Origin of the sequence: Curtobacterium phoenicis (genome assembly GCF_047238015.1) — a bacterium.
Lineage (GTDB): Bacteria > Actinomycetota > Actinomycetes > Actinomycetales > Microbacteriaceae > Curtobacterium.
The window spans coordinates 3,135,911-3,157,825 of the sequence record NZ_JBDFLZ010000002.1; the positions used below are offsets into that span (position 1 = coordinate 3,135,911).

21 protein-coding genes are annotated in these 21,915 nt (G+C 71.6%); 15 read left to right on the forward strand and 6 right to left on the reverse strand.

The window, feature by feature from the left end; genetic code table 11:
- Window positions 1-89: 89 nt before the first annotated feature.
- A complete protein-coding gene (locus tag ABC270_RS14975) occupies window positions 90-635 on the reverse strand; it encodes a DUF6611 family protein (protein ID WP_412881521.1) in 546 nt (181 codons plus the stop codon).
- 215 nt (window positions 636-850) lie between these two features.
- Between ABC270_RS14975 and ABC270_RS14980 the strand changes: the two genes are divergently transcribed.
- The 9 genes from ABC270_RS14980 to ABC270_RS15020 all read left to right on the forward strand — a co-directional run bounded on the left by ABC270_RS14980 (window position 851) and on the right by ABC270_RS15020 (window position 10,386).
- Window positions 851-1,879 (forward strand): LacI family DNA-binding transcriptional regulator, encoded by a 1,029-nt coding sequence (locus ABC270_RS14980; RefSeq protein ID WP_412881522.1) that lies wholly within the window; start codon window positions 851-853, stop codon window positions 1,877-1,879.
- 114 nt (window positions 1,880-1,993) lie between these two features.
- A complete protein-coding gene (locus ABC270_RS14985; RefSeq protein WP_412881523.1) occupies window positions 1,994-3,292 on the forward strand; it encodes an ABC transporter substrate-binding protein in 1,299 nt (432 codons plus the stop codon).
- 15 nt (window positions 3,293-3,307) lie between these two features.
- Entirely contained in the window at window positions 3,308-4,264 is a 957-nt protein-coding gene (locus ABC270_RS14990; protein ID WP_412881524.1) for a carbohydrate ABC transporter permease, read from the forward strand.
- A complete protein-coding gene (locus ABC270_RS14995) occupies window positions 4,261-5,205 on the forward strand; it encodes a carbohydrate ABC transporter permease (RefSeq protein WP_412881525.1) in 945 nt (314 codons plus the stop codon). Before ABC270_RS14990 ends, ABC270_RS14995 begins: the two co-directional genes overlap by 4 nt.
- Complete coding sequence (locus ABC270_RS15000; protein WP_412881526.1) at window positions 5,205-6,302, forward strand: glycoside hydrolase family protein; 1,098 nt, start codon at window positions 5,205-5,207, stop codon at window positions 6,300-6,302. Before ABC270_RS14995 ends, ABC270_RS15000 begins: the two co-directional genes overlap by 1 nt.
- On the forward strand, window positions 6,299-7,372 hold the full coding sequence (locus tag ABC270_RS15005) for a glycoside hydrolase family 130 protein (RefSeq protein ID WP_412881527.1): 1,074 nt from the start codon (window positions 6,299-6,301) through the stop codon (window positions 7,370-7,372). The genes ABC270_RS15000 and ABC270_RS15005 overlap by 4 nt, the downstream gene beginning before the upstream one ends.
- 54 nt (window positions 7,373-7,426) lie before the next feature.
- Window positions 7,427-9,514, forward strand: a complete 2,088-nt coding sequence (locus tag ABC270_RS15010) for a hypothetical protein (protein ID WP_412881528.1) — start codon at window positions 7,427-7,429, stop codon at window positions 9,512-9,514.
- A gap of 48 nt (window positions 9,515-9,562) precedes the next feature.
- Window positions 9,563-9,859 carry a hypothetical protein gene (locus ABC270_RS15015; protein ID WP_412881529.1) on the forward strand — a complete coding sequence of 99 codons (297 nt, stop codon included), beginning with the start codon at window positions 9,563-9,565 and terminating at the stop codon, window positions 9,857-9,859.
- Complete coding sequence (locus tag ABC270_RS15020) at window positions 9,856-10,386, forward strand: GNAT family N-acetyltransferase (RefSeq protein ID WP_412881530.1); 531 nt, start codon at window positions 9,856-9,858, stop codon at window positions 10,384-10,386. Before ABC270_RS15015 ends, ABC270_RS15020 begins: the two co-directional genes overlap by 4 nt.
- Window positions 10,387-10,531: 145 nt before the next feature.
- On the opposite strand, the gene ABC270_RS15025 is transcribed toward ABC270_RS15020, so the two are convergent.
- Together ABC270_RS15025 and ABC270_RS15030 are read right to left on the reverse strand one after the other, a co-directional pair.
- A complete protein-coding gene (locus ABC270_RS15025) occupies window positions 10,532-11,164 on the reverse strand; it encodes a maleylpyruvate isomerase N-terminal domain-containing protein (RefSeq protein WP_412881531.1) in 633 nt (210 codons plus the stop codon).
- A gap of 41 nt (window positions 11,165-11,205) precedes the next feature.
- Entirely contained in the window at window positions 11,206-12,192 is a 987-nt protein-coding gene (locus ABC270_RS15030) for an SDR family oxidoreductase (protein WP_412881532.1), read from the reverse strand.
- A 106-nt stretch (window positions 12,193-12,298) separates the two neighbouring features.
- On the opposite strand from ABC270_RS15030, the gene ABC270_RS15035 reads away from it, so the two are divergent.
- Window positions 12,299-13,144, forward strand: coding sequence for a helix-turn-helix transcriptional regulator (locus ABC270_RS15035; RefSeq protein ID WP_412881533.1), 846 nt, complete (start codon window positions 12,299-12,301; stop codon window positions 13,142-13,144).
- 138 nt (window positions 13,145-13,282) lie between these two features.
- The gene (locus ABC270_RS15040) at window positions 13,283-13,525 is read left to right on the forward strand and encodes a hypothetical protein (protein WP_412881534.1); all 243 of its coding nucleotides are present in this window, start codon (window positions 13,283-13,285) and stop codon (window positions 13,523-13,525) included.
- A 4-nt stretch (window positions 13,526-13,529) separates the two neighbouring features.
- On the opposite strand, the gene ABC270_RS15045 is transcribed toward ABC270_RS15040, so the two are convergent.
- The 3 genes from ABC270_RS15045 to arfA form a co-directional block, all read right to left on the reverse strand.
- A complete protein-coding gene (locus tag ABC270_RS15045; protein WP_412881535.1) occupies window positions 13,530-13,826 on the reverse strand; it encodes a hypothetical protein in 297 nt (98 codons plus the stop codon).
- A gap of 92 nt (window positions 13,827-13,918) precedes the next feature.
- The gene (locus tag ABC270_RS15050; protein WP_412881536.1) at window positions 13,919-15,229 is read right to left on the reverse strand and encodes a PP2C family protein-serine/threonine phosphatase; all 1,311 of its coding nucleotides are present in this window, start codon (window positions 15,227-15,229) and stop codon (window positions 13,919-13,921) included.
- A gap of 250 nt (window positions 15,230-15,479) precedes the next feature.
- Window positions 15,480-16,982 (reverse strand): arabinosylfuranosidase ArfA, encoded by a 1,503-nt coding sequence (gene arfA, locus ABC270_RS15055; RefSeq protein ID WP_412881537.1) that lies wholly within the window; start codon window positions 16,980-16,982, stop codon window positions 15,480-15,482.
- Between the two features lie 264 nt (window positions 16,983-17,246).
- Between arfA and ABC270_RS15060 the strand changes: the two genes are divergently transcribed.
- The 4 genes from ABC270_RS15060 to ABC270_RS15075 all read left to right on the forward strand — a co-directional run bounded on the left by ABC270_RS15060 (window position 17,247) and on the right by ABC270_RS15075 (window position 21,896).
- On the forward strand, window positions 17,247-18,611 hold the full coding sequence (locus ABC270_RS15060; protein WP_412881538.1) for an extracellular solute-binding protein: 1,365 nt from the start codon (window positions 17,247-17,249) through the stop codon (window positions 18,609-18,611).
- 24 nt (window positions 18,612-18,635) lie between these two features.
- Complete coding sequence (locus ABC270_RS15065; RefSeq protein WP_175328100.1) at window positions 18,636-19,601, forward strand: carbohydrate ABC transporter permease; 966 nt, start codon at window positions 18,636-18,638, stop codon at window positions 19,599-19,601.
- 1 nt (window position 19,602) lies between these two features.
- On the forward strand, window positions 19,603-20,517 hold the full coding sequence (locus tag ABC270_RS15070; protein WP_412881539.1) for a carbohydrate ABC transporter permease: 915 nt from the start codon (window positions 19,603-19,605) through the stop codon (window positions 20,515-20,517).
- 323 nt (window positions 20,518-20,840) lie between these two features.
- Window positions 20,841-21,896, forward strand: coding sequence for an ABC transporter substrate-binding protein (locus ABC270_RS15075; RefSeq protein ID WP_412881540.1), 1,056 nt, complete (start codon window positions 20,841-20,843; stop codon window positions 21,894-21,896).
- Window positions 21,897-21,915: the final 19 nt, after the last annotated feature.

The window sequence follows — 21,915 nt, forward strand, 5'->3', positions numbered from 1 at the left end:
GTCGGGCGTCGGCCGTCAGTCGTAGCCGAGGACCACCGGGTCGTCGTCGGTCGGGACGGGTGCACTGTCCGTCGGGTCCGGGCCGGCGATCACGCCCGACCCCGTCGGGGCGTCTCGGGCAGGGCGTTCCACACGTCCGCCCAGAGCAGCTCGAACTCGATCGCGCTGATCCGCCCCGCGAGCGCCGCCCGTTCGGAGACGAGCAGCGCGTCGAGCAACCCCGCGAGCAACCGTGCGTCCCCGTGTCCGCGTGGACTGCCGCCGCCGTGGAACGTGGTCACCGTGAGCGTCCGGACCGACGGCCGCGTCCGCCGCGTCGCTCGACGGAGGACGAGGAAACCGGAGCCGTACAGCGCGAGGGCCGCGGTGATCCCCCACAGCGCGGTTCCGTTCAGCGCGGCCATCACGCACAGTGCCGGCAGCGAGCCGACCACGCCCCAGACGTGCAGGGCACGGAGGAGGAAGCGCTCGCGGGGACTCGTGCCCGGCGGGAAGACCACGAGCGTGCGGGAGCTCCATAGGGTGCGCCCGGCGGGTTGGACGGTCTCGCGGCCCCACACGTGCAGGTGCCGGTGGCGGAGCGCGGCGAGCGGGAGCGGTGGCTTCGTGGACGAGTGCACCGTCGTACCGTGCACCCGCGAAGGGTCACCGCGCAGCGCTCCTGACGGACTCCTCACGGCAGGGGCCGGGATCCTCACGCCGCGCTCACCGCCGGGACCGGTGCGCGGGACGCTCGACTGCGTCCGACGGGCGGGGTTGCGGTCCGAGCGGACACCGGGTATACCTAAACCGGTTCAATGAAACCGGTTCAAACGTTCCGGTACGACGCAGCGCGGCGAGGAGGCCCACGATGGAACGACGCCCCACCATCGTCGACGTCGCACGGCAGGCCGGCGTCTCGAAGGGCCTCGTCTCGCTGGCGCTCAACGACCGACCGGGCGTGAACCAGGCGACGAAGGAACGCATCCAGGCCGCCGCCGCCGCGATCGGCTGGCGCCCGAACCCCGCCGCCCGCAGCCTCACCAGTCGCCGCGCGTACGCCCTCGGGCTCGTCGTCAAGCGGGACCCCCGCATCATCGAGACCGACCCGTTCTTCGCCGCGTTCATCGCCGGCCTCGAGACCGTCCTCGCGGACCGCGGGCAGGTCCTCGTCCTCAGCGTGGTGCCCGACCCCGGTGCCGAGGAACGCGCCTACCGGTCCCTCGCCGCCGACGGCCGCGTGGACGGTTTCATCCTGACGGACCTCCTGCGCCACGACCGCCGGATCGCGCTCCTCGCGGAGCTCGGGGTGCGGGGCGTGACGCTCGGCGAGCCGGACGTCCCCACCACCCTGCCGGCCGTCCGACGCGAGTACGAGCAGGGCATCGACGACCTCGTCCGCTACCTCGCCGACCTCGGCCACGAGCGGATCGCGCACGTCGCGGGCAACGAGGACATGCTGCACGGACGTGCGCGCCGTGAGCAGTTCGAGCGTGTCGCCGCCGAGCTCGGGATCGACGGACGCGTAGTGCCGACGGACTTCTCCCCCGAGCAGGGCGCCGCGGCCACCCGGACGCTCCTCGCGCTCGAGGACGACCGGCGCCCCACGGCGATCGTCTACGGCAACGACCCGATGGCCGTCGCCGGCATGGCGGTCGCACAGGGCGCGGGTCTGCGGATCCCGGACGACCTGTCCGTCACCGGTCTCGACGGCTCCCAGATCGGGCAGTACGTCTACCCGGCGCTCACCACGCTGGACAACGACCCGGTCGAGTGGGGGCGCGTCGTCGCGTCCACCCTGCTCGACCTCGTCGACGGCAACGACCCCGTCGACCGCACCCTCACCCCCGCGCGGCTCATCGTGCGCGGCTCGACGGGCGCGCCCGCACCCCGGCCCTGACGCCGGACACGGCACTGCTGGACCGGACGCCACTGGACCCGGCAGCGCCGGACCGGACACCACCGCCGAACACGGCACCACACAGCACACCCGACCACCGACGAAGGAGTCACCATGCAACGGCGCATGCTCGCCATCGGGACCGCGATCGCCGCGGCCACCGCACTCGCCCTGACCGGATGCTCCGGCGGGGGCAGCGCGTCCAACAGCGACGCGATGAAGGCCAAGGGCCCGATCACCATCTGGTACTCGAACAACGAACAAGAGGTCCAGTGGGGCAAGGCCGCTGTGGCGTCCTGGAACGAGGACCACCCGGACCAGCAGGTCAAGGGCCAGGAGGTCCCGGCCGGCAAGAGCACCGAGGAGGTCATCGGCGCCGCGATCACCGCGGGCACGACGCCCTGCCTCGTCTTCAACAACCTGCCCGCGGCGACCGGTCAGTTCCAGAAGCAGGGCGGCCTGGTCGACCTGTCGAAGTTCAGCGGCGCGGACGCCTACATCGAGGCCCGCTCCGGTGACACGGCGGACCAGTACAAGTCGTCCGACGGCGACTTCTACCAGATGCCGTGGAAGTCGAACCCGGTGATGATCTTCTACAACAAGGAGATCTTCAAGAAGGCCGGGCTCGACACCGAGAACCCGAAGCTCAGCACCTACGACGACTTCCTCGCCGCCGCGGCGAAGATCAAGGCCTCCGGTGCCGCGCCGTACGCGATCTACCCGACCCCGACGAGCGAGTTCTTCCAGCCGAACTTCGACTACCTGCCGCTCTACGCCGCCGCGACCGGCGGCAAGGGCATGGCGACGAAGGACGGCAAGGCGACCTTCGACTCGCAGGCCGGCCGCGACGTCGCCGAGTTCTGGAAGACGGTCTACGAGAAGGGCTACGCGGGCACCGAGCAGCTCCAGGGCGACGCCTTCGCCACCGGCAAGGCCGCGATGGCGATCGTCGGCCCGTGGGCGATCGCGTCCTACAAGGGCAAGGTCGACTGGGGCAGCGTCCCAGTCCCCACCAAGGACGGCATCTCCGCCGATCAGACCTGGACCTTCCCGGACGCCAAGAACATCGGCATGTACTCGTCCTGCAAGAACCAGGGCACCGCGTGGGACTTCCTGAAGTACGCCACGAGCAAGGACCAGGACCAGAAGCTCCTCGAGACGACCGGCCAGATGCCGATCCGGAAGGACCTCGCCACCACGTACGCGGACTACTTCTCGAAGAACCCCTCGTACCAGGAGTTCGGCTCGCAGGCTGCCCGCACGGTCGACGACCCGGCCGGCGCGAACACGATCGCCGCGCTCCAGGGCTTCCGTGACTTCTACACGAAGGCCGTCATCTCCGGGCAGGGGAACCTCGACTCGCAGCTGAAGGCCGCCGCGTCGAAGTTCACCCAGCAGATGCAGCAGCAGTAGCACGGGAGGCCCGGCTTGACCACGCAGACCGCGTCACGTGCGCGCGGGGTCACGCCGGGCAGCCCGACGGGCGGCGGCCGGAAGCCGCTGCACGTCCGACTGCTCGGCAAGAACCCCCTGGGGTGGCTCTTCAGCGCCCCCTACCTGGTGTTCGTCATCGCGATCTTCGCCTACCCGGTGTGCTTCGCGGTGTACATGTCCTTCAAGGACTACTTCTTCGCCGCTCCCGGTGTGAGCGTCGACCGCCCGTGGGTGGGTCTGCAGAACTACGTGCAGGTCTTCCAGGACCCGCAGGTGCTGCAGTCGTTCCGGAACGTCGGCGTCTTCCTCATCATCAACGTGCCGCTCACCGTCGTGCTCGCCCTCGTGCTCGCGTCGGCGCTGAACGGCGCGGTCCGGTGGTCGACGTTCTTCCGCGTGAGCTACTACGTGCCGTACGTCACCGCGAGCGTCGCGGTCGTGGGGGTGTGGCTGTTCCTGTTCAGCCAGGGCGGGGTCGTGAACAGCGTCCTCGGGCCGCTCGCCCCGAGCCCGTCGTGGCTCAGCAACTCGGCCCTCGCCATGCCGATGATCGCGGTGTTCGTGACGTGGAAGCAGCTCGGGTTCTACATCCTGCTGTACCTCGCGGCGCTGCAGAACGTGCCGAAAGAGCTCTACGAGTCGGCGTCCACCGACGGCGCGGGCAAGATCCGGCAGTTCTTCTCGGTGACCGTCCCCGGCGTCCGCCCCGCCACGGTGCTCGTGCTCCTGCTCAGCACCGTGACCGGCGCCAACCTCTTCACCGAGCCGTACCTGCTGACCGGCGGCGGTGGCCCGAACGGTGCGTCCACGAGCCCCGTGCTGCTCATCTACCAGCAGGGCATCCAGCAGGGCCACCCCGGGTACGCGGCCGCCATCGGCATCGTCCTGATGATCGGCGTCCTGATCATCGCGTTCCTGCAGAACAAGTTCGCCGGTGGGAGGGAATCATGACCGAGGCGACCATCCCACAGGCCGCAGCCGAGCTGACGGGGACGACCCGCGCCTCCCGGCAGGGCACCCCGAGGCGGCGGCGACCCCGCCGCATGGACGGGGTGCAGCTGACCCGCGGCCAGGCCGCGCTGCGGTTCGTCGTGCTGCTCGCCGGAGCCCTGCTCTTCCTGTTCCCGTTCTGGTACATGGTGATCGGCTCGCTCCAGCGCGAGCCGGACACCTCCGTCGCCGGCGCGTTCCCGAACCCCGCGAACATCGACCTGCACAACTACGCGCAGATCGACTCCCGCGTGGACCTGCTGCAGGGCCTCGTGAACTCGGGCATCTTCACCGCCGGCGTCGTGCTCTGCACGGTGGTGTTCGGCGTCCTCGCCGGGTACGCACTGTCGGTGCTGCAGTGGCGGGGCCGCGGCGTGACCTTCGCGCTCGCGCTGCTCGTGCAGGTCGTGCCGTTCCAGCTGCTGATGATCCCGCTCTACGTCCTCATCGCCCGCGACTACGGCCTGAGCGACAACTACCTCGGCATGATCCTGCCGTTCGCGATCAACTCAGCGGCGGTGGTGATCTTCCGGCAGTACTTCCTGCAGGTGCCGCAGGAGATCTTCGACGCCGCACGGATCGACGGCGCCGGGGAGCTCCGGGTGCTCTGGAGCGTCGCACTCCCACTCATCCGACCGGCGCTCGTCACCGTCGTGCTGGTCACGTTCATCGGGCCGTGGAACGAGTTCCTCTGGCCGTTCCTCATCACGAAGGAAGCCTCCATGCAACCCCTCGCCGTGTCCCTGGCGAACTACATCTCGAACGTCGCGTCCTCGACCGCGAACCCGTACGGCGCGATCCTCGCCGGCGCGGTGGTGCTCGCGGCCCCGGTGGTCGTGCTGTTCATCGTGTTCCAGCGGTGGTTCATCGCGACCGACATCGGGTCGGGGGTGAAGGGCTGATGCCGGCGCTCACCACCGACCTGCTCGCCGAGGAGTACCAGCGGGCGCTCGCGCACACGAACGCGCTCACCGACCGCATCTCGACCGACGACTTCTCGGCGCACTACGACGACCCGCCGGCCTGGATGATCGGGCCGTTCCGTCGCGAGCCGTCGCTCACCTTCACGGCGCCCGACTGGTCCGACCCGACCGGCATCGGCTGGACGGCGTCGTCGGTCTTCAACCCGACCCTCGCGGTCGCGCCGGACGAGCGGGGCACCGTGGTCGCGGTGGACCCGGGAACCGGCCTGGAGGCACGACACGCCCTCCACCTCGTCTACCGCGCGTCCCCGGTGAAGGAGTCGACGTCGTCCCGGATCGGGCACGCGGTCCTGACCGCGGACGGCTGGGTCGACGACGGTGCGCCGATCCTCTGGCCCACCGAGCCGTACGAGGGGCTCGGCGTCGAGGACCCCAAGCTGTACCGCGCCGAGGGGCGCTGGTGGTGCTACTACAACGCGATCTGGGACACGCGGGGCAGCGACCTCCGCGAGACGTACCCGGACGCGGGCGACGTCGGGTGCGACATCGCCCTGGCGGTCTCCGACGACCTCGTGCACTGGCAGAAGACCGGCATCGTCGTGCCGTACGAGGTGTCGCACCTCTGGGCGAAGGGCGCCGTGATCCCGCGGGACGACCGCGGCAACGCCGTCCGGATCGGCGGCGAGTACCTCATGTACGTGTCCGAGGGCTGCGGCGGGAGGCTCACGGTGGGGCACTCGGACGACATGCTCCACTGGACCTTCACGCACGAGGACTACCTCGACGTCAGCGCGCTCGGGCAGCACGTGCACGAGGTCGCGTGCGCCGTGGTCGACGGCGACCGACTGGTCCTCGACTTCTTCCTCGCCGACCACGACGGCGCGTTCGCAGCCGGCCAGGCGCTGTACGACGTCGACGCCCCGTTCACGCAGCTCGACGTGCACGCCGGCGGTTCCCTCGCCTGGGGTGGACTGCTGCGGTGGCCGACGCCGGACGGCCCGCGAGTGTTCGCACAGGGCTGGGACGCACCGCGGGGCGACCGCGAGCTGTACCTGTACCAGGAGGTGCCGGCATGACCCGGACCGTACCCGCCGACGCGTTCCCGTACGCGCTCGAACGGGTCGGTCTCGTGATGGAACCCCTCGCCGACGAGCCGCTCGAGGCCGAGGGCGTGCTCAACCCGGGCAGCGGGCGCGGCCCCGACGGCGAGCTGTACCTCCTCCCCCGGCTCGTGGCCGACGGCAACGTCTCGCGGATCGGCATCGCTCGGGTCGTCGTCGAGGACGGCATCCCGACCGGCGTCGAACGGCAGGGCGTCGTGCTCGAGCCCGAGCGGTCGTGGGAGATCGGCGCGGTGAACGCCGGCGTCGAAGACCCACGGACCACGTGGGTGCCGGCGCTCGACCTGCACGTCATGACGTACGTGGCGTACGGACCGCTCGGCCCGCACACCGCGGTCGCCGTGTCGAGCGACCTCCGGTCGTGGCGGCGGCTCGGACCGGTGCGGTTCGGCTACGACGACGCGCTCGACGTCGACCTGGCGATGTACTTCAACAAGGACTGCGTGTTCCTGCCAGAGCCGGTCACGGCGCCCGACGGGGTGGAGAGCCTCGCCGTCCTGCACCGTCCGGGCTGGGACCTGTCCGAGATCCGACCGTCCGAGGGGCTGCACCCGCCGGGCTGGGTCGAGGACACCCGACCGTCGATCTGGATCTCGTTCGTGCCGCTCGACCGGGTCCGCTCCGACGTCGGTGCACTCGCCGAGTGGCGCGGGCACCGGGTGCTCGCCGCGCCGACCGAGGCGTGGGAGGAACTCAAGATCGGCGCGGGCCCGGCACCGGTCCGCGTGCCCGAGGGGTGGCTCCTGCTCCACCACGGCGTGACGGGCGAGCTGGTCGGCTCGCTCGCGCAGCAGCAGCACGTCAACTACGCCGCCGGGGGCATGATCCTCGACGCCGACCGCCCGTGGGAGGTGCTCGTCCGGACGGCCGAGCCCCTCATGACCGCGGACACCGACGACGAACGGTCCGGCATCGTGCCGAACGTCGTGTTCCCCACGGCCGTCGAGGAGATCGACGGCGTCCACCACGTCTTCTACGGCATGGCGGACTCCAAGATCGGCGTCGCACGACTCGTGCGGCGCTGACCCCCCCCCCCCCCCGCTTTCCGTATCCACTCATCCCGAGAACGAGGAGATGCAATGGTGCATCGCACCCTCCTGGCCGCGGTCGTCGCGGCCGCCACCGCCGCGGCGACCCTCGTCGCCGCCCCGGCCCAGGCGACCACCCCCGCGACCGCGACCGGCACGGCGGGCGCGAGCAGCGCCTCCCGGCCGGTCACGAACCTCGACCACCTGGACTTCCTGCTCGACGACGTCCCGCTGCCGGACGTCCCCGGGCACAGCACCTACCGGCAGGCGCAAGACCCGACCGCGACCGCGCCGTGGGTGTACGCGGACCGGAACGCCGACGGCACCTACCGCCGCGTCGGTGGCGGCACGCTCGACCCCGCGACCGGACACTGGGGGCAGGGGGCGTTCGACGCGGACGACATCAGCCGGGCTGCCGTGGTCTACGTCCGCGACTGGCAGCAGAACGGCACGCCGTCGAGCCGTGAGCACGCGCGGGAACTCCTCCGCTCGCTCACCTACCTGCAGACCAACAGCGGGCCGGACGCCGGCAACGTCGTGCTCTGGCAGCAGACCGACGGCACCCTGAACACCACGCCGACGCCGCCGGACTCGCCGAACCCGTCCGACTCCGCGGACTCGTTCTGGGTCGGCCGCACCGTCTGGGCCCTCGGCGAGGCGTACCCGGCGTTCCGGCGCACCGACCCCGGTTTCGCACGGTTCCTGCAGGACCGCCTCCGTCTGTCCCTCGGCGCGCTCGAACGGCAGTCGCTCGCGTCGTACGGCGAGTACGACACCGTGAACGGGTCGCGCGTGCCGTCCTGGTTGATCGCCGACTCCACGAGCGCCACCGCCGAGGCCGTCCTCGGGCTGAGCGCGTACGTCCGGGCCGTCCCGGCTGACCGGCAGGCGCGCACCGTCCTCCAGCAGGAGACGACCGGCATCGCGGCCATGCAGCGCGGCGACACGACCACCTGGCCGTTCGGCGCGGTCCTGCCCTCGGCCACGTCGCAGTCGACCTGGAACGCCTGGGGCGGGATGGCGCCAGCGGCGCTCGCGACGGCTGGGTCCGTCCTCCACCGCTCGGACTGGCAGCGGGACGCCGAGCGTGAGACCGCGCAGTTCGCCGCCGAGGTGCTCGCCTCGGGCGGCCCCGACAACGGGTGGACGCCGACGCCGTTCGACCGCACGCAGATCGCGTACGGCGCGGACTCGCTCGTGCAGTCGTTCCTCGCCGTGGGCGGAGCGGGGCAGGACCGCCTCGCCGCGATCGCCGCGGGCTGGTACTTCGGCGCGAACCCGGCGGGCGTCCCCGTGTACGACCGGACGACCGGCGCGTGTGTCGACGGGATCGCGGCGGACGGCACCGTGAACCGGGGCTGCGGCGCGGAGTCGGCGATCCACACCGCGCTGTCGATGCTCGCGCTCGACGCCCACCCGGCGGTCCGTGCCGCGGCCGAGACGGTGACGTCCCGGACCGACGTGGACGGCATCACCACCGTCGAGGCCGAGAGCGGGGCGCTGTCCGGTGGCGGGGACGGGCGTGTCCCGACGGTCGTCCGTCCGGAGTCGGCGTGGACCGGATCGGCGAACTGGTCGGGCTCGGCGTACGTGCACGCTCCGGCGGGCTCATCCGTGACGATCACGATCCCGGCCCTGGAGCAGGACACCCTGCTGTACCCGGTCGTGTCGCAGGCATCCGGTCCGGCGGGACGCACGGACTGGACGGTGCGCGGAGCGGACGGTCGCACCCGGTCGCTCGGATCGACCCTGAACGGCGGCGCTGGAGCGCAGGGCACAGCACCGACGCCGTCGTTCCTGCACCCGCTGACGCTCGCGCGCACCGCTCCGGCGGGCACGACGACGATCACGGCGACCGTCCGGGGTGGGTCTGCCGACCTCGACGCGGTGCTGCTCCGGCCGGTCGTGTCGCACCTCGGCCTCGGATCCGCAGCCCGGTCGGTGGCCGGTGCGTCGCCGTCGGACCTGTTCGTGAACGGGACGACCTCGGCGCAGTCGGCCACGGCGACCGTCGCACACCGGTCCACCGTGTCGGTGTACGACCGCTCCGGTCGGCTCGTCCGGACGTCGCGGGTCGGCCCGGGTGCGCAGCGGGTGCCGCTCGCCCCGGCCGGGTTCACGGTGGTCGCTCCGCGCTGACGCCCGCGACCCTCGTGCCGTGCGCGCGTGCCCCGCTACCGTGGAGGCATGCGCGCACGGCTCCGACACCACGCCCCGGCCCTCGCGCTGCTGCTGCTCGCCGGGGTCGCCGTCCTGGTCGCGGTCCTCGCGGAGTCGCTGGCGTGGCCGGTCGCCCCGGCGTTCCCCGCCCTGCACAGCGGCAGCTACGCGTACGTCGCCGGGTCCGACGCGTTCCGGACGGCGCTCGCCGCGCGGGCGGTCGCGTGGTGCGCAGCGGCGCTCGTCATCCCACTGCTCATCGCCGCGGTCGTGGCCGTGCTGGTCCGGGGGCGACGCTCCCGGGGCAGGGCAGCCCGGCCGTGATCGTCCTCCGGCCCTGGCTCGTCGGCGACGCGGACGCACTCGTCGCCGCACGCGCCTCGTCCGACGACCTCGACACGCAGTTCGGCCCGCTGCCGGACGCCGACGCCGCTGCGCGCTTCATCGAGACCGTCCTCGTGACGGAGACCGACCGGCAGCACCGGGCGATCGTGGTCGACGGCGTCGCGGTCGGCAACGTCGGCCTCACCGCGATCGAGCACCGGCACGACACCGCGTGGGTGTCCTACTGGCTCGCGCGCTCCGGCCGTGGTCGCGGCCTGGCCACCCGCGCCGTGGCGACGGTCGCCGAGCGGGCCTTCCGCGACGGGTTGTTCCGTCTCGAGCTCGGGCACCGGGTGAACAACCCCGCGTCGTGCCGGGTCGCGACGGGTGCCGGCTTCCGCTCCGAGGGCGTCGAGCGGCAGAAGCTCCGGTACGGCGCCGACCGGTTCGACGTGGAGACGCATGCTCGGCTGGCGACCGACCCGGCACCCGCGGTCGAGCTGCTGTTGGTCGGCTCCGGCCCGTGAGCACGCGGACGCGGGCGCGTGGCTCGTGCGCCCGGTGCCGTGTCCGCGCTCAGTCGCGTCGAACCACGAACACGACGTCGAACCGACTCGTGCCCTTGGTTCGACGCCGTTCCCGAGGTTCGACGGCGGCCGCACCCGGGACGGTTCAGAGCGCGGACCAGCCCGACGGGAGCGCCTGCCGTCCGGTGAGCGCGCGGAGCACCACCGGGGCCTCGACCGAGGTGGCATCGACGTCGGCGACGAGCAGCCCGAGGACCCTGAGCGCCTCCGTCGACGCCGCGGCCGGCGGATCGACGTCCAGGCCAGCCGCGACCCGCAGGTCGATCGTGTGGACCGTGAGCTCGAACACCCGCGTCGGCAGGTAGGCGGCGAGCGCCCACTCCCCCATCGGTGTGACGACACCGCGCTCCGGTGCAGCATCGCGGACCCGGTCGACGACTCGTCCCACGATTCGGTCGACGGCCGCGGGTCGGTCCGTACCGAGGTCCCGCCCGGCCTGCCGTCCACGCTCCGCCACGGCAGCCGGGTCCGCCCGTGACGCCCGCACGGTGCGGTAGTAGTCGAGCGTGGTTGCGGTCGACGTCGTCGTCGCGTTGCCGAGGTACTGCTCCACGGTGAGGAGCGCCCTCGCCGTGTGCCCGGCGAGGTCGCTCCGGTCCCACTCGCCGAGCGCCGGACGGCCCCAGCCGTGGGGTTGCGCGTCGTCGACCGCCGTCACCGTCGCCGCGAACCATCGCGCGGCAGCCGTGAACGCGTCCCGCTGTCTCATCCAGCTCATGCCCCCATCGAAGCGGACGACACGCGCGACGTCCGGGGCGCTCAGGCGAACCGCGCCCCCGTCAGCCGCAGCGACTCGTCCCAGACCCGGCGAGCCTCGGCGTCGTTCGTCAGCGACGGCCACGGGTCGATCCAGCCCGCCGGGCCGCCGACGCCGAGCCGCCACGTGGGTCCCGCGAACCGTCCTGCGCCGGCGGGGTCGGTCGCGGCGAGGAGCGCCGGGTACGCGGCCGTCTCGGGCGTGCCGACCACCCAGCCACGCGAGGAGAGCCAGCGGATGAGGCGGACCGATGTGGTGTCGGAGTCCCGGCCCATCTCCGGTCGAGCGGCGAGCAGGCTCGTCGGAGCGACGCCGGGGTGGCTCAGCGCCGTGGTGATGCCCCAGCCCTCGGCCGCGCTCCGCCGCCCGAGCTCGAGCGCGAACAGCGCCGGGGCGATCTTCGACTGACCGTACGCCCGCATGGCGTCGTACGAGCGCTCCGACTGCGGGTCGTCCCAGAGCATCCGGGCCCGGCGCGCGGCGACGCTGGTCTGCACCACGACACGAGCGCCCGCCACGCCGGTGCCCACTCCGACGGCACCTGCGCCCACCCCGCTGCCGTCCCTGGCGCGCAACAGCGGGAAGAGCGCCGCGACGAGGGCGACGTGCCCGAGGTGGTTCGTGCCGAACTGCAGCTCGAAGCCGTCCGCAGTGGTCCCCCGCGACGGCGGGGTCATCACGCCGGCGTTCGCGACGAGGATGTCGATGGGTCGGCCCTCCCGGACGAGCCGCTCCCCGAGCGCCGACACCGAGGCCAGGGACGAGAGGTCGAGGGACTCGGCCTCGAGCCGTGCTCCCGGGTGCTCTGCCCGGATGCGGTCCTGCGCCACCGCGAGTTTCGAGGCGTTGCGAGCGGGCATCACGACCTCGGCGCCGGCCGCGGCGAGGTGGGCGGCGATCCGCACGCCGATGCCGTCGCTGGCGCCGGTGACGAGGACCCGGCGCCCGGTCAGGTCGGGGATGATCGGTGCGTGGACGGTGCGTGGCATGGTGGGTCCTCCGTGGTCGGTGCCCTCAGCCTGGCCCGCAGCCCGTCCCGGAGCCACGGCCTGACGATCCGTGGCTGGGAGCACCGTGGTGCGAGAGGATCGCCGCATGATCGACCGAACCGGACTCGCCGACTTCCTGAGGAGTCGTCGCGCCGCGCTCCAGCCCGAGGACGTCGGCCTGCCACGAGGGGCCCGACGTCGCACGAGCGGACTCCGGCGCGAGGAGGCGGCGCTCCTCAGCAACATGTCCGCCGACTACTACGCGCGGCTCGAACGGGGTCGCGGTCCGCAGCCCTCGGACCAGATGCTCGCGTCGATCGCGCAGGGACTGCGGCTCTCGCTCGACGAACGCGATCACCTGTTCCGCCTGGCCGGGCACGAACCGCCGACGCGCGGTGCCGGGTCGGACCACGTCGGTCCGGGCATCATGCGGATCCTGGACCGTCTCGTCGACACCCCGGCCGAGATCGTCACCGAACTCGGTGAGACGCTCCGCCAGACACCGCTCGCCGCCGCCCTGGTCGGGGACGCGTCGATCCGCACCGGGCACGCCCGGAGCATCGGGTACCGCTGGTTCACCGACCCGGCCGCGCGGGCGCTGCACCCCGAGGACGAGCACGAGTTCCTGTCGCGGATGTACGTCTCCGGTCTCCGCGGTGTCCTCGCTCGGCGTGGCCCCGGCTCACGGGCCGCCGCCCTCGCCGAGGACCTCCTCGCCCGGAGCGCCGAGTTCCGCGCGGTGTGGGCGCTCCACGAGGTCGGCATCCGTCCGGCCGAGGAGAAGCACTACGTCCATCCGGAGGTCGGCCCGCTCACCCTGCAGTGCCAGGTCCTGCAGGACACCGACCGCGCGCAACACCTGCTCGTCTACACGGCCGAGCCCGGCAGCGACAGCGCCGACCGGCTCCGACTCCTGTCGGTCATCGGCTCGTCCGTGGCCTCGAGCGCCTGAGGGCCGGACCGTCTCGGCACATGCCGACTCCGGCGTGCACCACTGACACAGTGTGCGACACTCGCTCGACCACGACCACGACCACGACCACGACCACGACGTCGATCACGATGTCGACCACCGCGAAGGAGCCCGCACGTGCGTGACTCGAAGAAGCTGCACGTCGTCGCCACGACGCTCCTCACCGTCGGCTTCCTCGGAGGGTTCGCCGCGGTCGCATCGATCGTCTGGGCGCCGGAGGGCGGTGGCGCGAACATCGGGATGGGGCTGCTCGCCCCTGCGTGCTTCCTCGTGGGCCTGGCCGGCATCGCCGTGTCGGTCGCGGCGCTCGTCACGGGCCGGCGGGAGCGTCGCGCCCACCGAGCGCCCGAGCGCCGCTGACGCCTCAGCGCCGGAGGAACGCCCCGGCGACGAGTCGGAGCAGCAGTGCGACTCCGCCGAGCACGCCGACACCGGTCGCCACGACGACCAGGACCACGAAGCGTCCCAGCGCCTGCACCTCGCTCTCGTCCTCGCCCGCCGTGACCTGCGCCGCGCACGCGTACACCACGAGCGCCGTGACGAGCAGCAGCAGCCCGATCCACGTCGCGGCCCGGACCGCGACCGGCTGCCGCAGCGCATCGCTCGGCACCGCGGCGCGCGCGGTCGCTCCCTCGGTCTCCCAGTCGGTCGGTCCCGGCATGGTTCCCCCTCCGTCGGCACGATCCTAGGACGCACCGGTGCCGGCCTGGAGGCACGCCGCGGCTCGGTCAGGACGCGCGGGCCACGGGGTGGTCACGCCGGGTGGGAGCCGCCCCACGTCACGGCGATGATCGTCACGTCGTCGGCGCGGTCGCCGCGCTCGGCGAGCGCCGCGACGTCGGCGACGAGACCGTCGATGTCGTCGCGGGCATCGACGAACGCCTGCCAGCGGTCGAGCGAGGCGAGGTCGCCGCCGAACAGGTCGAGCACGCCGTCGCTGACGCTCACGACACTGTCCCCCGGCTGGAGGTCCGTCTCGACGCTCGTCCAGCCCGAACCGACCCCGAGCGGCAGGTGTCCGGAGCGGAGGAACTCGCTGCCGCCTGCCGCCCGACGGACCAGGGTCAGCCCGTGACCGGCGTCGACCCATCGCAGGGTCCCATCGAGGCTGATGCGGCCGTGGAAGCACGTCGTGAACTGCGCGCTCACCATGTCGACCGAGCCCGTGCTGAGCCCGGCGGAGGTCCACCGGAACGCGAGCGCGGGGTCCGGCTCCTCGAGGCTGCTCCGGATGACGGCACGGACCGCCGCGGCGATCATGCCGGCGCCGACGCCCTTCCCCATGACGTCGCCGAGCGTGAACCCCATGCCGCCGTCCGGGGTCGGGTACCAGTCGTAGAAGTCGCCGCCGACGGTCCGGGCCGGGACGCAGGTGCCCGCGACGCGGATCGCCGACGGGAGTCCGTTGCCGTCGACGGGTTGCAGGGAGCGCTGCACGATGGCGGCCTGGGTGACCTCGGCCTCGGCGACGCGGCGTGAACGCTGGGCGACGGTGAGCTGCGCGAGGGATCGTCGGGAGAGCTCGTTCACCACGGCAGCGGCCGCCGCGTAGACGACCGCCGCGATCAGGAGCCGGACCACCTCGCTCCCCGGGAACACCCGTCCGGGCGCGAGGACGAGCGGCAGGAGGATGGTCACGAAGGTGCCGAGCACGGGGACGAGCACCCGCCAGCGACCGTGCCCGGCGGCGATCCACACGACGGGCAGCACGAGGATCGCGAGGAACACCGAGCGGGTCTCGCCCGTGCCGAAGCGCAGGAGGCCGATCGCCACGAAGTCGAGCAGGGGCACCACGATCTCGACGCGGGCGATCCGGGTCGACCGGGCCATGACCGCCGCGACGCCGAGCAGCACGACCGCGAGTCCCGCACCGGTCCACATCGCCCGTGCGTCCGACACCGTCAGCCACGCGGGGAACAGGGAACTGGCGGCGGCAGCGCCGACGATCAGGGCCGCGACCAGGGCCTGCTTCGCGAGCGGTTCCCACGCAGCCCGGAGTCCGGACAGCACGATCGGTCCGGTGTCGGTGGACCGGACGGTCCGCCGAGGTGGTGCCTGCGTCATCCCACTCCTGTCGACGGCGCGGTCGCCCCGGTGACGGACGACGCTCCCAACCGTATCCCGCCGACACGTGTCGGGCACCCTCGTCGCCCCGCGTGGTCCGGTGACCGCGGCGGACCCACCGGGCGCGAACCGCGCCTCCGGGCCGACTGCGCGCAGCGCGCCGCACACGGCAGCGGGTGCCGGGCCGCTGTCGCGACCCGGCACCCGCTGTGCTCACTCGACGCTCGCCGTGGCGCGCGCCGAGGCGTCATCAGCCGATCGAGACGGCCGTCCAGGAGACGGGCGGCAGCTCGATCGTGATCGTGTCGCCCTCACGGCGGACGGTCTCGTTGGTGCGGAGGCCGACGCGCTCGGTGTCCGACAGGTCGTTGACGAGGTGGACGTCGTCCTCCCAGATGCCCTCGGCGCGGACCTCGCCGTCGACGCCGATGCCGGCGAGGTCGATCGTGACGGTCGTCGACTCGGTCTGGTGCCGGTTCACGAGGAACACCGCGGCCGTGCCGTCCTCGACCGTCGCGGCGGAGTCCACGACCGGGACCTCGCCGTACTTCCCACCGTCGACGGTGTCGCCCGAGGCCTTGACCTGCAGCGACGTGCCGTTCGCGAGCTTCGAGGTCAGCGAGAACGGGAAGAACGTCGTCTGACGCCAGGCGGGTCCACCCGGCTCGGTCATGATCGGGCCGATCACGTTCACCAGCTGCGCGAGCGACGCCGAGGCCACGCGGTCGGCGTGGCGCAGCAGGGAGATGAGCAGACCACCCACGACGACGGCGTCCGCGACCGTGTAGATGTCCTCGAGCAGGCGCGGCGCGACGGGCCAGTCCTGCAGCTCGAAGGTCTTCTGCTGCTCGTTCCACTTGCTGATCGACCAGACGTTCCACTCGTCGAACGAGATGTCGATGCGCTTGTCCGACTTCTTGTGCGCCTTGACGTGGTCGGCCGCCGTCGTCACCGTGTCGATGAAGTGGTCCATGTTCACGCCGGACGCGAGGAACGACGCCATGTCGCCGTCCTCCTCGTAGTAGGCGTGGGCCGAGATGTAGTCGACGTCGTCGTAGGCGTGCTCGAGGACGGTGCGCTCCCACTCGCCGAACGTCGGCATCGACGCTCCGGAGGACCCGCACGCGACGAGCTCGAGGTCGGGCTGGATCTGCCGCATGGCCTTCGCGGTCATCGCCGCGAGCTTGCCGTAGTCGTCGGCGTTCTTGTGACCGAGCTGCCACGGGCCGTCCATCTCGTTGCCGAGGCACCACATCTTGATGGCGAAGGGCTCCTGCCGACCGTTCGAGCGGCGGTACTCGCTGAGGGCGGTGCCGGCGTCGATGTTCGCGTACTCGAGGAGTTCGATGGCCTCCTGCGTGCCACGCGTGCCGAGGTTCACCGCGAGCATGAGCTCGGAGTCGACCTGGTCGAGCCAGTGCTGGAACTCGTGCAGCCCGACCTGGTTCGTCTCGGTGGAGTGCCACGCGAGGTCGAGCCGGCGCGGACGCTGCTCGGCCGGGCCGACCCCGTCCTCCCACTTGTAGCCCGAGACGAAGTTGCCGCCCGGGTAGCGGATCGCGGACACGTTCAGTTCCTTGACGAGCTCGATCACGTCCTTGCGGAAGCCGTGCTCGTCGGCGGTCTCGTGCGCGGGCTCGTGGATGCCGTCGTAGACGTGCCGTCCGAGGTGCTCGACGAAGCCACCGAAGAGGCGACGGCGCACCGGCCCCACGGTGAACGCGGCGTCGAGGACGAGGTGTGTGCGGGGCATGGATCTCCTTCGATCAGCGTGCGGCGGGGTGACACGAAAGTGAGCGCTCACCCGACGACAACGCTAGCCGGTTCACGGCAGGGACGAAAGGGGTGGTGCTCCGGCGTGTCCGGCGCTAATGTGAGCGCTCACGGAGCGATGATGCCCCCACGGCACGTCGCCCCGACCGGAGCAGCGAAGGAGCCTCACCCCCGGGGCTGCGACGCCGCAGCAGTACGGAACACCGACCCTGTTCCGCTCGGCCCGTCCCGATGGAGTGATGCCATGCCGATCCGACCAACCCCGCCCGTGCAGCCGCGCGGAGGGTCCTTCACCCGGCGGAGCCTGCTCGCCGCAGGTGCCGCGGCCGCCACCGTGCTGCCGCTCGCCGCCTGCTCGAGTCCGCTCGCAGCGGGTATCGCCGGTGCCCCGCTCAACCCGGAGACGCTGGTCTTCTGGAACCTGTTCGGCGGCGGTGACGGCGCCCGCATGCAGCAGATGGAGGCGGGCTACGCCAAGCAGCACGGCGGACCGTCCTCGATCCAGGCGACGACGTTCGCCTGGGGCAACCCGTACTACTCGAAGGTGACACTGGCCACCGTCGGGAACAAGCCACCGGACGTCGCGATCGCCCACCTCACCCGAGCGAAGCCACTGTGGGACGGCGACCTGCTCGATCCGATCACCTCGGACGACCTGGCGAGCGTCGGCCTGAGCGCCAGCGACTTCAACCAGAAGGCCTGGACGGCGCAGAAGACCGACGGGAAGAACATCTGCGTCCCGCTCGACACGCACCCGTTCGTCCTCTTTTACAACGTTGACGTGTGCCAGAAGGCCGGGCTGATCGACAGCGACGGCAAGCTCAAGGACCTGTCCGGGCTCGATGCGTTCGAGAAGGCCCTCGCTGCCGTCTCGAAGGTCACCGGCGGCGTCGCGCTCAACGTGGCGAACGTCAGCGAGATCGCCACCCCGTGGCGCTTCTTCTGGACCATGTACAACCAGATCAACGGATCGACGCCGTTCATCAGCGACGGCGGCTCGAAGCTGACGGTCAACGAGGACAACTACACGAAGGTCACCTCGATGACCGAGAAGTGGGTGAAGAACGGCTGGCTGAACAAGGGCCTCGACTACGCCACCGCCGAGACGCTGATGTTCACCGGCAAGGCCGGGTTCTTCATGCAGGGCGAGTGGGAGATCAGCACGGCGCAGTCGATTAAGGGCCTGAAGTTCGGCATGGCGCCGATCCCGCAGCTGTTCGACAAGCCGGCCACCCAGGCCGACTCGCACACGTTCATCCTGCCGAGGAAGGACCGGACGCCGGAGCAGCGCAAGGCGCACATGCTCTTCATCAAGCAGATGCTGCAGCAGAGCATGACCTGGGCCGAGGGCGGGCACGTGCCGGCCTACATGCCCACGTTCGACAGCACGGCCTACAAGAAGCTCGAGCCGCAGTCCGACTACGCGTCCGCTGCCGAGAGCGCCGTCTTCGACGACCCGGCCTGGTACGGCGGCTCCGGATCGACGTTCGAGAACACCGTCGGGGCGCAGCTCGCCCTCGTGCAGCAGGGCGCCTCGAGCCCCGCGGCGGCCCTCTCGGCGATCAAGAGCCAGCTCAGCACGTACCTCAACACCCCCAGCCCGCTGTAAGCCCCGCGCGAAAGGCACGACGACGTGACCGCAGCACCAGTCCTGACCCGCCCGACGGAGGCCGCAACCGTCCCACGGCGACTCCGCACGCGCGTGAACAGCACCACCCGTGGCCAAGGCCGCAGCGGGTGGCTGTTCCTCGCCCCGTTCGGCCTGTTCTACCTGGCCTTCCTGCTCGGCCCGACGATCTGGATGATCGTCTCGAGCTTCTTCAACACCTCGACCGTCCGCACCGGGCTCGGCAGCTTCGCCGGGTTCGCGAACTACGCGGAGATGCTCGGACGCGCCGACTTCTGGTCGTCGCTCTGGCACACCCTGCAGTTCACGCTCTACACGACCCCGCCGCTGGTCATCCTGGCGTTCGTGTTCGCGGTGCTGACGAACCGGATGAACCGCGGCCAGTGGTTCTTCCGCCTGGCGTTCTTCCTGCCGTTCATCCTGCCGTCGGCGACGATCTCGCTGATCTGGGTCTTCATCTTCACGCCCGCGACCGGTCTGTTCGCGTCCGTCCAGCAGGCCCTCGGCATCACGCCGGGCGCCGGTGTGCTGGCGAGCCCGAACACCGCGATGATCGGCGTCGCGATCGCCACGGTCTGGTGGACCCTCGGGTTCAACTTCGTGCTCTACCTGGCGGGCCTGCAGGAGATCCCCCGCGAGCTGTACGAGGCCGCGGCGGTCGACGGTGCGTCGAGCTGGCAGCAGATCAAGTCGATCACGCTGCCGCTGCTCGGGCGCACCACGACGCTGGTCATCCTGCTGCAGATCATCGCGAGCCTGAAGATCTTCGACCAGGTGTACCTGATGACGAACGGCGGCCCGGGCATCTCGACCCAGGTCTCCCTGCAGCTCATCACGGGCGTCGGCTTCACCGACAACCGGCTCGGTGCCGCATCGGCGGCCTCCGTGCTCCTGTTCATCGTGATCGTCGCGATCGCGGTCATCCGGCAGGTCGCCGAGCGCGCCGCCGCCAAGCGAGAGATCGGTGCCTGACGTGACCACCACCGAGAGCGTCACCACCGCCCGGCCGAAGCTCCGTTCCGGGGTGTCGGCCGCAGCTCCCGCGAACGCCGCGAAGATCGGCGTCTCCGGCAGGGGCTTCAACATCGTCGCCGGGGTCATCCTCGGGGTGTTCGCCGTCATCTGGCTCATCCCGAGCCTGTTCGCGCTCAAGACGTCGCTGTCCGACAACGGCGTCGCGGCGCTCGGGGCGAACGCGATCCTGTCGAACTGGAACCCCACGCTGCACTCCTACGCGGCACTGTTCCAGGCCGGCGACATCTGGAACTGGTACCTCGCGTCCGGCATCACGAGTCTCGTGACGACCGCCCTCACGGTGCTGTTCGCCTCGATGGCCGCGTTCGCCCTGTCCCGCCTGGCGTTCCGCGGACGCAACGTCGCGTTCCTCCTCATCATCCTGGGCATCATGATCCCGACCCAGGTCCTGATCATCCCGATCTTCCAGGAGCTCAACGCGGTCGGCCTGCTCAACACCTACTGGTCGGTGATCTTCCCGCAGGTGCCCGCCGTGATCGCGGTGTTCATCTTCAAGCAGTTCTTCGACGGGATCCCCCGGGAGCTCGAGGAGGCCGCGCGCATCGACGGCGCGGGCATGTGGAAGATCTACTGGTCGGTGATCCTGCCGCTGTCGCGTCCGGTCATCGCCGCGGTCGCGATCCTGACGTTCGTCGGGGTCTGGAACAACCTGCTGCTGCCGCTGTTCGTGCTGTCCAACCCGGACCTCATGACGATCCCGGTCGGGCTCGCCACGGTCCAGGGCAGCTTCGGTCAGCGCTACGCCGACATCCAGGCCGGTGCGATCCTCGCGGCGCTGCCGCTGATCATCCTCTACCTGATCTTCCAGCGGCAGATCGTGGAGGGCGTGACGGGGTCCGGTCTCAAGGGCTGACGCGACGACACGACCGACGGGAGGCGCGGTGCCAGCTGGCACCGCGCCTCCCGTCCGTCTGCTGGTCCGTCCGGGCGGCGCGAGCCCGGTCTATCCGGGCGTAGCGGGTCGATCCGGGCGTAGCGGGTCGATCCGGGCGTAGCGGGTCGATCCGGGCGTAGCGGGTCGATCCGTCCGACCAGGTACGCCCGATCTCGCTCCCCATCGCGGGCGTCGTGGGAAGGACCGCGCGGCGCCGGCGAGCGCCGTGCCCCCGCGACGAACGCATCGACGCACGCACCCGCACCACGCGGTCACCGCTCGGCGGGCTAGCCTTGCTCGTCGTGACGCTCCCCCGCCGACCCCTGCGCGCACTCGTGCTCGCCGCGGTGGTCGCGTGCGCACTGGCCCTCGCCGGCTGCAGTGGGACGTCCGGCACGGACACCGCCCCGGACGGCGGTGGTGGGGGCGGCGGCGCGAAGGCCACCGGCTGGTCCTACCAGGACGCCACCGGGACGACGATCCGGCTCGACCGGCGTCCCGAGCGGGTGGTCGCCCTCGACGACGTCGCGATCTCGATGGTCCGCTACGGGCTGCACCCCGTCGGCACGTTCGGCCGCTTGCCGCTCGCCGAGGACACCCGGTGGGACGGGCTCGACACCGACGGCATCACGGACGTCGGATCGGCGAGCACCACCGAGGGCACCGGCGACGGATCGGACGACATCGAGGTCGCCCGGGTGGCTGCACTCGAGCCCGACCTCATCGTGACCACCATCGCGCCGGTCGACGCGTCCGGCACCCTCCCGAGCGGACACGTCGGGACGGGCATCGCCGACGCCGGGCAACTGAGAGCACTGACGAAGATCGCGCCCGTCGCCGAGGTCCGATGGGGCGGCGACGGCGCCGACGTCGTCCGGGACGTGACCGACCTCGCGCGGTCACTCGGCGCGGAACAGTCCGTCGTCGACGCTGCGGAGACCGAGTTCGACGACGCCGCGAAGACGCTGGAGGCAGCGACCCGGGACCACGACGTCCGGCTGACCGCGCTGTACGCCGACCACGACGGCGTCTACGTCGCCCGGCCCGCCGACGTCCCCGCGTTGCAGCTCTGGGCTGCACACGGTGCCGACCTGACCGTGCCCGGACCGACGGGCTACGCCTGGGGGGTGTACTCGTGGCCGAACGCCGCCAAGGTGCGGGGCGACGTGCTGCTCCTGTCGGACCAGGGCTACCAGGTGGACGACCTCGTGGAGCAGCCCACCTTCGCCGACCAGCCGGCACTCGTCGCGGGGCAGGTGCACCCGTGGACGTCGCCGGTGCTCGACTACGCCTCGCAGGCGGTCGCGATGCGGCAGTTGGCCGGTTGGATCACGGCCAGCGAGCGGCTCGACCAGTAGCAGGCGACGGCGACCGGCG